This window comes from Streptomyces sp. DT2A-34 (assembly GCF_030499515.1).
GTDB lineage: Bacteria > Actinomycetota > Actinomycetes > Streptomycetales > Streptomycetaceae > Streptomyces.
Genome location: NZ_JASTWJ010000001.1, coordinates 5,861,460 through 5,873,602 on the forward strand (window position 1 = coordinate 5,861,460; position 12,143 = coordinate 5,873,602).

Sequence of the window (12,143 nt, forward strand, 5' to 3'; positions counted from 1 at the left end):
CGCCCTCACGGGCGAGGTCATGGACAGAGGCAGGGAGGTCGCCCAGTAACGTACGCCTCCTCTTGTCTAGGAGAGTGTTTTGCTGACTGTGACCTCTGTGAATGTGAACGGGCTGCGGGCCGCCGCGAAGAAGGGCTTCGTGGAGTGGCTCGCCGGCACCGAAGCCGATGTGCTGTGCCTGCAGGAGGTGCGCGCGGAGCCGCAGCAGCTGCCCGAGCACGTCCGCACGCCCGACGGCTGGCACGTCGTGCACGCGCCCGCGGCTGCCAAGGGGCGCGCCGGTGTCTCCCTCTACACCCGCCGTGAGCCCGACCGCATCCAGGTCGGCTTCGGGTCGAGTGAGTTCGACGACAGCGGCCGCTACGTCGAGGCCGACCTGCCCGGTGTGACGGTCGCCTCCCTCTACCTCCCCTCCGGCGAGGTCGGCACTGAGCGGCAGGACGAGAAGGTCCGCTTCATGGGCGAGTTCCTCGCCTACCTGAAGGACCTGCGCGAGCGTGCCGCCGCCGACGGTCGTGAAGTGCTGGTCTGCGGCGACTGGAACATCGCCCACCAGCAGGCCGACCTGAAGAACTGGCGCGGCAACACCAAGAACTCCGGCTTCCTGCCGGAGGAGCGGGAGTGGCTCGGCCAGGTGTTGGACCTCGGTGCCGGCGGTTACGTCGATGTCGTGCGGTCGCTGCATCCGGACACCGAGGGGCCGTACTCGTGGTGGTCGTACCGCGGGCGGGCCTTCGACAACGACACCGGCTGGCGCATCGACTACCACGTGGCGACGCCGGGGCTCGCCGCCAAGGCGCTCAAGGGGTACGTCGAGCGGGCGGCGACGCATGGCGAGCGGTGGTCGGATCATGCGCCGGTGACGGTGGTCTACGACCGTTAGGCCTGCTCGGCGCCTCGTCGGTCCCCCTCGTTCTGCTTCCGCAGCCTCCGGTCCAGCGCCAGTGACAGTTCCGCCTCCACCACGCTGCGGGCGAGGGGGCGCAGGCGCTGGAAGTCGCCGTCGTGGGTGTGGCGCAGTACCAGGTCGGCGAACATCTCCGCGAGGTCGTCGACGTGTTCGCGGACCCGCTTGCCCGCCGCCAGGACCTCCGAGAGAGGGATGCCCTCGCGGACCAGGGCCGAGGAGACGTCCAGCAGGCTGCGGCTGACGTGGACGATCTCGTCGCCGTCGGTGCCGAGGTAGCCGAGGTCCAGGGCGAGGGCGAGGTTCTCCGGGGTGACCTGGCCCTCGAAGCGGGCGGCGAGTTCCTCGGGAGTGAGGTGGACCGGCTTCTCCTCGGTGGGGGTGGCGACGCCGAGGAGGTCGGCGACGTCGCGGCCGTGGTCGAGGGCCTCGGCGAGTTCCGCGATGCCGGTGAGGGTGTGGCCGCGCTCCAGGAGGGCGGCGATCGTGCGCAGGCGGGCCAGGTGGTGATCGTCGTACCAGGCGATGCGGCCTTCGCGGCGGGGCGGCGGTATCAGCTTGCGTTCGCGGTAGAAGCGCAGGGTGCGCACCGTGATGCCGGCCAGGCGGGCCAGCTCCTCCACGCGGTATTCACGCTTCTCGGTCACCTGGGAACCTTAAGTCGTACCGGCGGTAACTTTCCTCGGTGGTTTTCTGGACCGACCCCTACCGGTCGGTAGAGTCCTCCTCTACTCTCCCATTGCGCCAGTGTTCACTGGCACGGTTCCGGTTCCAGTTCCGGTTCCGGGTGACGTTCCCGGTGAGGCATGGAGGCAAAGGCATGGCCGAACGCGAACATGTGCGGGTCGCGGTGGTCGGGTCCGGGTTCGGCGGGCTGGGGGCCGCCGTACGGCTGCGACGCGAGGGCGTCACCGACTTCGTCGTCCTGGAGCGGGCCGACAGCGTCGGCGGCACCTGGCGGGACAACAGCTATCCCGGGTGCGCGTGCGACGTGCCGTCCCATCTGTATTCGTTCTCCTTCGCGCCCAACCCCGACTGGCCGCGCACCTTCTCCGGGCAGGAGCACATACGCGCCTACCTGGAGCACGTCACGGACGTCTTCCGGCTGCGCCCCCACATCCGCTTCAACTCGGAGGTGCGGCGGATGACCTGGAACGGGGAGCGGCTGTGCTGGGACATCGAGACCACCAGTGGGAATCTGTCGGCCGATTTCGTCGTCTCCGCCACCGGGCCGCTGTCCGATCCGAAGGTCCCGGACATCCCGGGGCTGGACTCCTTCCCGGGCAGGGTCTTCCATTCCGCCCGCTGGGACCACGACTTCGACCTGCGCGGCAAGCGCGTCGCCATGGTCGGCACCGGCGCCTCCGCCATCCAGATCGTGCCGGCCATCCAGCCCGAGGTCGAGCGGCTCACGCTCTTCCAGCGCACCCCGCCCTGGGTCATGCCCCGCATGGACCGCGCCATCAGCGGCGCCGAACGCTCCCTGCACCGGGCCCTGCCCTTCACCGCGCAGCTGCGGCGCGGGCTGCTGTGGGGCCTCCGGGAGCTCCAGGTCCAGGCGTTCACCAAGCACCCGGGCGAGCTGGGCATGATCGAGCAGTTGGCCAAGCGCAACATGGGCCGCTCCATCAAGGACCCCGCCCTGCGCGCCAAGCTGACCCCCGACTACCGCATCGGCTGCAAGCGGATCCTGCTGAGCAGTGAGTACTATCCGGCGCTCGCCCAGCCCAATGTGGATGTGGTGGCCGGCGGGCTGAGCGAGATCCGCGGTTCGACCGTCGTGGCCGCCGACGGGAGCGAGGCCGAGGTCGACGCGATCGTGTTCGGGACGGGGTTCCGTGTCACCGACATGCCCATCGCGGAGCGGGTGGTGGGGGCGGAGGGCAGGACCCTCGCCGAGGCGTGGAAGGGCGGGATGGAGGCGCTGCGTGGCGCGTCGGCCGCCGGGTTCCCCAACTGGGTGACCATCATCGGGCCCAACACGGGGCTCGGGAACTCCTCGATGATCCTGATGATCGAGTCCCAGCTGAACTACATGGCCGACTTCGTACGGCAGTTGAACGTCCTCGGCGGCCGGGTGGCTCTCGACGCGCGGCCGAGCGCCGTGGCCGCCTGGAACCGGCGGGTGCAGGACCGGATGAGGCGGACGGTGTGGAACACCGGCGGCTGCACCAGCTGGTACCTCGACGCCAACGGCCGTAACACCACCATCTGGCCAGGTACGACGACCGAGTTCCGGCGGGCCACACGGCGGGTGGATCTCGCCGAGTACGTCGTCGTCCGGTCGTCCGTCAAGGAAGACAAGAAAGCTGAGAGAGACAGGAAAGACAAGGAAGGCAAGGAAAGCGCCGAGGTGACCGCGTGAGCCGTCTCATGCATGTGGAGTCCGGGCCGTACGCCCCGCCCGCCCCCGCCCGCGAGCTCATCGCCGTCTCCGCCGACGGCGCCCGGCTGCACATAGAGGTGCACGGCCCCGTCGACGACCCTGCCGCGCCCGCCGTCGTCCTCGCCCACGGCTGGACCTGCTCGACCGCCTTCTGGGCGGCGCAGATCCGGGAGCTGGCCGCCGACCACCGGGTCATCGCCTACGACCAGCGCGGCCACGGACGCAGCCCGGCGAGCCCGGCGTGCAGCACCGACGCCCTCGCCGACGACCTCGAAGCCGTACTGAAGGCGACGCTCGCACCCGGTGAGAAGGCCGTGATCGCCGGGCACTCCATGGGCGGCATGACGGTGCTGGCCGCCGCCACCCGCCCGGGGTTCCGGGAGCATGCGGCCGCCGTCCTGCTGTGCAGTACGGGATCGTCGCGGCTGGTCGCCGAGTCCACCGTCGTACCGATACGTCCCGGGCGTCTGCGTACCTGGCTGACCAAGCACATACTCGGCTCCCGGGCACCGCTCGGACCGGTGACGCCGATCGCCAGGGCGATCCTCAAGTACGGGACGATGGGCCCCGGTTCGGCCCCGCACATGGTCGAGGCATGCGCGCGGATAGTCCACGCGTGCCCGCGCAAGGTGCGGCACGCCTGGTCGCACGTGCTCGACCTGCTCGATCTCGACCACGGCGTACGGGAGTTGGCGGCGCCGACCGCGGTGGTCGTCGGTACGGCCGACCGCCTGACCCCGCCGGTGCACGCCCGCTCGCTGGCCGCCGCGCTGCCGAACTGTCTCGGCGTCACCGAGCTGCCCGGCCTCGGGCACATGACGCCGGTGGAGGCGCCCGAGCTGGTGACCAGGAAGATACGGGAGCTCGTCACGACGTACGCGCAGGACCGGACGTACCCGCAGGCCGACACGTACACGCAGGTCAAGGAGGGCGCATGAGCAGGGTGAGCCTCGAAGGACAGGTCGCCGTCGTCACCGGGGCGGCGCGGGGCGTCGGTGAGCTGCTCGCCCGCAAGCTCTCCGCGCGCGGCGCGAGCGTGGCGCTCGTCGGGCTGGAGCCGGACGCGCTCAAGCAGGTCTGCGAACGGCTGCACGGCGACAGCGACCACTGGTACGCCGATGTGACGGACCACGAGGCGATGGCCCAGGTGGCGCGGGAGGTGAAGGAGCGGTTCGGGAAGGTCGACATCGTGGTGGCCAACGCCGGTGTCGCCACCGGGGGGCCGTTCGTGGACTCCGACCCGGAGGCGTGGCGGCGGGTCATCGAGGTCAATCTCATCGGGTCGGCGGTGACCGCGCGGGCGTTTCTGCCGGTGCTGATGGAGAGCCGGGGGTATCTGCTGCAGATCGCCTCGCTGGCGGCGATCACTCCGGCGCCGATGATGACCGCGTACTGCGCGTCCAAGTCGGGTGTGGAGGCGTATGCGCACAGTCTGCGGGCCGAAGTCGGTTACCAGGGCGTGCGGGTGGGGGTCGGGTATCTGTCCTGGACCGACACCGACATGGTGCGCGGGGCCGATCAGGACGACGTCATGCGGGAGTTGAGGAAGCGGCTGCCCTGGCCGTCCAACAAGACCTATCCGCTGGGGCCGGCGGTCGACCGGATCGTGGCCGGCATCGAGCGGCGGTCGAGCCATGTGTACGGGCAGTGGTGGCTGCGCGGGATGCAGGGTGTGCGCGGGTATCTGCCGGGGATCATCGGGTCCGTGGGGCAGCGGGAGATGCGGCGGTTCGCCGGGCGGCTGGAGGGGATGCGTACGGGGCTGGTCGGGGCGGGGGGCGCGGCCGATGAGCGGGAGCGAACTGCGCGGATTACGGGGCGTGACTGATCGACATGCGCAGGGTTGTCGGCCGTGTGAATCTGGTCGAGGCCCCAGCGAGGGGCCAACCCCCCACCCACCATGGGAGTGAACCCACATGGGCATGAAGGACCAGTTCCAGGAGAAGTCCGAGAAGCTGCAGGAGCAGGCTCGCCAGAAGGCGCAGCAGGCGCGGGAGCAGGCTCAGCAGAAGGGTCGTCAGCGCCCGCAGCGGGACGAGGAGTCCGAGCGGATGCGGGAGCGTGAGGACGAGGAGCGCTTCGACCAGGACTTCGACCGGTAGTCGTCGCGCTCGATGAACGTGGGGTGCCCCCTGCTTTTTTTGGGGGTGCCCCGCGTTTGTGTCGGTACAGGATTTTCAGGACGGCCGCCGGCTCGCCTCGCTGGAACGCGGCGGAAGCTTCGGCCTCGACCGGTCCGGGACGTGCGAGTAGTCCGGAGGAGTTGCCGGGGGGTTGTCCTCCAGCATTTTCAGGGCCAGTTCCACCGCGTCCGTCAGCTGTGCGTGTCTGCCCTCCGCCCAGTCCAGGGGGGTGCGCAGGGCCTCCACGTCCGGGGTTACGCCCTTGTTCTCGATGGACCAGCCGTACGCGTCGAACCATGCCGCGTTCATCGGCACCGTGATCACCGTGCCGTCGCCGAGGCGGTGGCGGCCGGTCATGCCGACGACTCCGCCCCAGGTGCGTTGGCCGACGACCGGGCCCAGCCTGAGGAGTTTGAAGGCGGCCGTGATCATGTCGCCGTCCGAGGAGGTCGCCTCGTCCGCGAGGGCGACCACCGGGCCGCGCGGGGCGTTGGACGCGTACGACACCGGCTGGGCGTTTCTCGTCAGGTCCCAGCCCAGGATCGTGCGGGTCAGCTTCTCCACGACCAGCTCGCTGATGTGGCCGCCCGCGTTGCCGCGTACGTCGACGATCAGTGCGGGGCGTGACATCTCCATCCGCAGGTCCCGGTTGAACTGGGCCCAGCCCGAGCCGCCCATGTCCGGGATGTGCAGGTAGCCGCAGCGTCCGCCGCTCAACTCCCGTACGACGGCGCGGCGTTTGGCGACCCAGTCCTGGTAGCGGAGCGGGCGCTCGTCGATCAGGGGGACCACCGCCACCCGCCGCGCGCGGCCCGCCTCGCCCTCCGCCGGAGTGTCCGCCGGAGTGAAGGTCAGCTCCACCGTCGTGCCGCCGGAGCCGGCCAGGAGGGGGTAGGGGCCCGCGGTCGGGTCCACCGGGCGTCCGTCGACGTGGGTGAGCAGCGCGCCTTCCCGGATTCCGGTGCCCGCCAGCGGGGAGCGGGCCTTGGAGTCGGACGACTCGCCGGGGAGGATGCGCCTGACCATCCAGCCCTCGTCCCTGCGGACGAAGTTGGCGCCCAGCAGGCCCTGCCAGCGCTGGTAGTGCGCCGGGCCCTCGTTGCGGCGGGCAGCCGCGACGTACGCGTGTGAGGTGCCCAGTTCGCCCAGGACCTCGCGGAGCAGATCCGCGAACTCGTCGGGGGAGGCGACGCGTTCGACCAGGGGGCGGTACTGGTCGAGGACCGCGTCCCAGTCGATGCCGCACATGTCCGGCTCCCAGAAGTACGCCCTGATCAGCCGGCCCGCCTCCGCGTAGGACTGCCTCCACTCCGCGGCCGGGTCCACCTCGTGCAGGATGCGGCGCAGGTCGATCCAGACCGTCGAGTCGCTGTCGCCGGACTCGGACGCGGGCACCGCCCGCAGCTCGCCCTCGTCGACCAGGACCAGGCGGGATCCGTCGCCGCTGATCGCGAACCAGTCCAGGTGGTCGACGAGTTCGGCCTTCTTCGCCTTGCTGATGTTGAAGTGTTCGAGGGTCGGCCGCCCGGTCATGTCGTCCGGGTTGGCGAAGGTCTCGCCCAGCGCGCCCGAGATCGGCCACCGCAGCCAGACCAGTCCGCCGCCCGCGACCGGGTGCAGCGCGGAGTACTTGGAGGCGGCGACCGGGAAGGGGGTGACCCTGCTCTCCAGGCCCTCCACCTCGACGGTCGTCGTACCGGCGTCCCCGCCCTCCTCGTCCTCCACGGGGTCCAGGCCGCCGGCGGCAGGGCGGCCCTCGGGGTTCAGGGCGAAGGGGGACGGGGTCGCGGAGGACAGGGGCACCAGGTAGGGGCGGCAGCCGAGCGGGAAGGACAGGTCGCCGGTGTGGACGTCGTACACCGGGTCGAAGCCCCGCCAGGAGAGGAAGGCCAGGTAGCGGCCGTCCCGGGTGAACACCGGGTTCTCGTCCTCGAAGCGGCCGTTGGTGACGTCGACGATCAGGCTGTCCTTGATGCGGGCCAGTTTGATCTGGCGCAGGGAGCGGCCGATCCCGGGGTGCGACCACGTCAGCCAGGTCCCGTCCGGGGAGAAGGCCAGGTCCCGTACCGGGCCGTTGATCGACCGGATCAGCTCGGTGACCTCGCCGTTCGAGTCCTCGGTCCCCGCGGCGGCAGCCGCCTCGTCGGGCACAGTGATGAGCAGCAGCCGTCCGTCGTGCGCGGCGATCGCGAGGCGCTCGCCCTTCGGGTCGGCGACCATCTCCAGGACCCGGCCCAGCTCGCCCGAGGCCAGCCGGCGCGGTTCGCGGTCACCCGTCGCCCGCGGCAGATACGCGATCTCGATGGCGTCCTCGCCCTCCGCGTCCGTCACATACGCGACCTGGCCGACCGAACCGAGCATCTCCGGGAGCCGGACCCGTACGCCGGGGGTGTCGGTCATCGTGCGGGCCGGGCCGTCCCGGTGGGTCAGCCAGTACAGGCTGCCCCGTACGACGACGGCGCTCGCGCGGCCCGTCTCGTCCACGGAGATGCCGTCGACGTGCTGGGCGGCGGGCACCTGGTACGTACGGCGGCCCGCGCGCGGCCCGCTCAGCCGCACGTCGAGCTTGCGCGGCTCGCTGTCGGAGGCGAGGTCGTCCACGATCCACAGATCGCCCGCGCACTGGTACACCACACGGGTGCCGTCACTGGACGCGTGCCGGGCGTAGAAGGCGTCGTGGTCGGTGTGGCGGCGCACGTCGGAGCCGTCGTAGGCGCACGAGTAGAGGTTGCCGACGCCCTCGTGGTCGCAGAGGAAGGCGATACGGCCGCCGACGAACATGGGGGAGTGGAGGTGGCCGCCGATGTCCGCCAGCAGGCGTTCGCCGTGCAGCCAGAGGCGGCCCGTGGCCCCGCCCCGGTAGCGCTTCCAGGCGGCCGGCTCGTGCGGTGGGGTGCCGGTCAGGAGCAGGGTCTTGCGCTCGCCGTCGAGGTCGGCGACCTGGATGTCGGAGCACGGTCCCCAGGGGAGTTTGCGGCCGGGGTCGCCGCCGAGGCTGACCTTGTAGGCCCAGGTGAAGTGGGAGAACGGCTCACCGTGGGAGGCGACGGCGAGGATGATCCCGTCGGGTGTCCAGCCGCACACCTGGGTGTCCGCCGACCCCCAGTGGGTGAGCTGTCCGCCCGGGCCGCCGTCCACCGGGACCAGGTGGATCTCGGGGACCAGGCTGCGCCAGCTCGTGTACGCGATGTGGCGGCCGTCGGGGGAGAAGCGGGGGTGGCCGGTCTTGGTGCGGTCCACGGTGAGCCGCCAGGCGCGGCCCGGGCCGTCGAGGGGGGCCAGCCAAAGGTCGTCCTTGGCCACGAAGCACAGCAGATCGCCGCTCAGATGCGGTAGGCGCAGGTAGCTCACCTCCCCATGCTTTTCCTGTGGACGTACCGGGGCAACTCGTGACACAAGGACTCGCGTGACCCAGAACACAAGCGGGAGGCGAACGAAACCGTTTCGTTTCGGTGAGGGATGGGGTACCTTCGTGGTGTACGAAACCGTGTCGTTCGGAAGTGGGAAGGTGAGAACGGTGACCGAGGCCGCAACCGCGCGTCGCAGCCGCATCACCCCTGAGCGCGAGGCCGAGTTGTACGAGGCCGTGCTCGACCTGCTCCGGGAGGTCGGCTACGACGCCCTCACCATGGACGCCGTGGCGGCCCGCACCCGGTCCAGCAAGGCGACGCTCTACCGCCAGTGGGGCGGCAAGCCGGAGCTGGTGGCCAAGGCGGTCCGGCACAGCAAGCCGGGCGGCATCGGCCTCGGCGGCATCGACACCGGATCGCTGAAGGGCGACCTGCACGCTCTCACCATGCGCTCGGACGACTGCGAGATGGAGCAGACCTCCGCCCTGATGCGGGGTCTGGCCATGGCCGTGCACAGCAACCCGGACCTCCTGCGGGCGTTCCGGGAGCACCTCATCGATCCGGAGATGGCGGAGTTCCGTCGCTTGGTGCAGCGGGCGATCGACCGGGGCGAGGTCCGTGCGGACAACCCGGCGATCGACTACATGACGCACATGATGCTGGGCGGGTTCGCCGCCCGCACGATGCTCGACGAGCTGCCGCCGACCCAGGCCTTCCTCATCTCGTACATCGACGCCGTGGTCCTCCCCGCCCTCGGCGTTTCCACCGACTGACCCCTTCCCTGAGCAAGCCCTCCACCTGACGTAACCGCTCACGTCGTCGGGCTGATCACCCCTGCCCTGGGGCCTGTGTCGGAACCCCGGCCGGGCGCACGTCGTCTGGCACGCACGCTCGCCGCGTTGCCGAACCGCCCACGTGGCTCCGCCACGAGGGCGCTCCGGCGCCTTGCGATCGCACGCACCAGACGACGTGCGCTGATCCGGCCGGGATTCCGATACAGGCCCCCCGACCCCACGACCTGACCGGGAGACGCCCCCGTGGCCACGTTCCTGTACAAACTCGGCCGACTCGCCTTCAGGCGACGGCACTTCGTCGCCCTCATATGGGTCGCGCTGCTCGCCCTCGCGGGCGTCGGCGCGGCCACTGCCCCCAGCGCCGGATCCAGCTCCTTCTCCATCCCCGGCACCGAGGCCCAGAAGGCCTTCGACCTGCTCGAACAGCGCTTCCCGGGCAGCAGCGCGGACGGCGGCACAGCCCGTGTCGTCTTCAAGGCACCCGACGGCGAGAAGATGACGGACGCCGCCCACAAGGCGACCGTCGAGCAGACCGTGAAGGAGCTGTCCGACGGCTCCGAGGTCGTCTCCGTCGCCGACCCCTACAAGGCGCACGCCGTCAGCAAGGACGGCACCATCGCGTACGCCTCGGTGCGGTACGAGGTGCCGGGCATGGAGTTGAAGGACGCCAGCCGGGAGGCACTCGAAGACGCCGGGCAGCAGGCGCGGGACGCCGGACTGACCGTGGAGATCGGCGGTGACGCGCTCCAGGCGGCACCCGAGGCCGCCTCCTCCGAGATCATCGGCCTCGCGGTCGCCGCGGTGGTCCTCGTCATCACCTTCGGCTCGCTGATCGCGGCCGGTCTGCCGCTGCTCACCGCGCTGATCGGCGTCGGCATCGGCGTCTCGGCGATCACCGCGCTGGCCAACGCCCTCGACCTGGGCTCCACCACCTCCACCCTGGCCATGATGATCGGCCTCGCCGTCGGCATCGACTACGCCCTGTTCATCGTCTCCCGCTATCGCGCCGAACTCGCCGAGGGCCGCGACCGCGAGGAGGCGGTCGGCCGGGCCACCGGCACCGCGGGCTCCGCGGTGGTCTTCGCCGGCCTCACGGTGGTGATCGCGCTCGTCGGCCTCGCGGTGGTCAACGTCCCGATGCTGACGAAGATGGGTGTCGCCGCCGCGGGCACGGTCGTGATCGCGGTGCTGATCGCGCTGACCATGGTGCCCGCACTGCTCGGCTACGCGGGCCGGAAGGTGAAGCCGGGCGGAGAGAAGGGCAAGCTCCTCGGACGCGGCAAGAAGACGGCCGCGGCCAAGGCGAATGCCGACAAGGCGAGCGCGGACAAGGCGAGCGCGGACAAGGCGAACACGGACAAGCCGAACGCGGACAAGCCGAACGCGGACAAGCCGAACATGGGCACCCGCTGGGCGAGCTTCGTCGTACGCCGTCCCCTGGCCGTCCTCCTGCTGGGCGTCCTCGGCCTCGGTGCCGCGGCCCTCCCGGCGACCTCCCTCGAACTGGGCCTCCCGGACGACGGCTCGCAGCCGACGTCGACGACCCAGCGCCGCGCCTACGACCTGCTCTCCGAGGGCTTCGGCCCCGGCTTCAACGGCCCCCTCATGGTCGTCGTCGACGCCAGGACGAGCGACGCCCCGAAGAACGCGGTCACCGAGGTCTCCGACGAGATCAAGGGCCTCAAGGACGTCGTCACGGTCACCCCGCCGACGTACAACAAGGCGGGCGACACCGCGACGATCACCGTGATCCCCGACTCCAAGCCGTCATCGGTCTCCACCGAGGACCTGGTGCACTCCATCCGCGACGCGGGCGCCGGGATCAAGGCCGACACGGACGCGAACGTGCTGGTCACCGGCACGACCGCGATGAACATCGACTTCTCGCAGAAGCTGAACGACGCGCTCGTGCCGTATCTGATCCTGGTGGTGGGCCTCGCCTTCCTCCTCCTGATCCTGGTGTTCCGCTCGATCCTCGTCCCGTTGAAGGCGGCCCTCGGCTTCCTCCTGTCGGTCCTCGCGGCCCTCGGCGCCGTCGTGGCGGTCTTCCAGTGGGGCTGGCTCGCCGACCTCTTCGGCGTCCAGGAGACCGGCCCGGTCATGTCGATGATGCCGATCTTCATGGTCGGCGTGGTCTTCGGCCTCGCCATGGACTACGAGGTGTTCCTCGTGACGCGGATGCGCGAGGCGTACGTCCACGGCGAGCGGCCCACCCAGGCCGTGGTGACGGGCTTCCGGCACAGCGCGCGGGTCGTCACCGCCGCGGCGATCATCATGATCGCGGTGTTCTCCGGCTTCATCGGAGCCAGCGAGTCGATGGTCAAGATGATCGGCTTCGGCCTCGCGATCGCGGTCCTCTTCGACGCGTTCGTCGTCCGCATGGCCATCGTCCCGGCGGTCCTCGTACTGCTCGGCAAGAAGGCCTGGTGGCTCCCGAAGTGGCTGGACCGCGCCCTGCCGAACGTGGACGTGGAGGGCGAGGGGCTGCGCACGGACGCCGAGACCGGGAAGGACTCGGACTCCGACGGGGACCGCGCGCTGGCACGGGTCTGACCGTTCACCATTGAAGTGGGCCGGCCGGTG

9 protein-coding genes are annotated in these 12,143 nt (G+C 70.6%); 7 read left to right on the forward strand and 2 right to left on the reverse strand.

All coding sequences use genetic code 11. The features are described from left to right. Positions 1-79 precede the first annotated feature (79 nt). On the forward strand, positions 80-883 hold the full coding sequence (locus QQM39_RS26305; RefSeq protein WP_302000006.1) for an exodeoxyribonuclease III: 804 nt from the start codon (positions 80-82) through the stop codon (positions 881-883). On the opposite strand, the gene QQM39_RS26310 is transcribed toward QQM39_RS26305, so the two are convergent. After that, positions 880-1,554 (reverse strand): MerR family transcriptional regulator, encoded by a 675-nt coding sequence (locus QQM39_RS26310; protein WP_302000008.1) that lies wholly within the window; start codon positions 1,552-1,554, stop codon positions 880-882. The two genes, QQM39_RS26305 and QQM39_RS26310, sit on opposite strands and share 4 nt — an antisense overlap. A gap of 173 nt (positions 1,555-1,727) precedes the next feature. On the opposite strand from QQM39_RS26310, the gene QQM39_RS26315 reads away from it, so the two are divergent. The 4 genes from QQM39_RS26315 to QQM39_RS26330 all read left to right on the forward strand — a co-directional run bounded on the left by QQM39_RS26315 (position 1,728) and on the right by QQM39_RS26330 (position 5,395). Further along, complete coding sequence (locus QQM39_RS26315; RefSeq protein WP_302000010.1) at positions 1,728-3,272, forward strand: NAD(P)/FAD-dependent oxidoreductase; 1,545 nt, start codon at positions 1,728-1,730, stop codon at positions 3,270-3,272. Further along, the gene (locus tag QQM39_RS26320; RefSeq protein ID WP_302000012.1) at positions 3,269-4,231 is read left to right on the forward strand and encodes an alpha/beta fold hydrolase; all 963 of its coding nucleotides are present in this window, start codon (positions 3,269-3,271) and stop codon (positions 4,229-4,231) included. The genes QQM39_RS26315 and QQM39_RS26320 overlap by 4 nt, the downstream gene beginning before the upstream one ends. Further along, the gene (locus QQM39_RS26325) at positions 4,228-5,121 is read left to right on the forward strand and encodes an SDR family oxidoreductase (RefSeq protein WP_302000014.1); all 894 of its coding nucleotides are present in this window, start codon (positions 4,228-4,230) and stop codon (positions 5,119-5,121) included. The genes QQM39_RS26320 and QQM39_RS26325 overlap by 4 nt, the downstream gene beginning before the upstream one ends. Before the next feature lie 88 nt (positions 5,122-5,209). Continuing rightward, positions 5,210-5,395 (forward strand): hypothetical protein, encoded by a 186-nt coding sequence (locus QQM39_RS26330; RefSeq protein ID WP_302000016.1) that lies wholly within the window; start codon positions 5,210-5,212, stop codon positions 5,393-5,395. Positions 5,396-5,470: 75 nt separating this feature from the next. Here QQM39_RS26330 and QQM39_RS26335 read toward each other — a convergent pair whose 3' ends face one another. After that, a complete protein-coding gene (locus QQM39_RS26335) occupies positions 5,471-8,767 on the reverse strand; it encodes a S41 family peptidase (RefSeq protein WP_302000017.1) in 3,297 nt (1,098 codons plus the stop codon). Positions 8,768-8,933: 166 nt separating this feature from the next. On the opposite strand from QQM39_RS26335, the gene QQM39_RS26340 reads away from it, so the two are divergent. Both QQM39_RS26340 and QQM39_RS26345 read left to right on the forward strand, forming a co-directional pair. Then, positions 8,934-9,539, forward strand: a complete 606-nt coding sequence (locus tag QQM39_RS26340; protein WP_302000019.1) for a TetR/AcrR family transcriptional regulator — start codon at positions 8,934-8,936, stop codon at positions 9,537-9,539. A gap of 264 nt (positions 9,540-9,803) precedes the next feature. Beyond that, a complete protein-coding gene (locus QQM39_RS26345) occupies positions 9,804-12,113 on the forward strand; it encodes an MMPL family transporter (protein WP_302000021.1) in 2,310 nt (769 codons plus the stop codon). Positions 12,114-12,143: the final 30 nt, after the last annotated feature.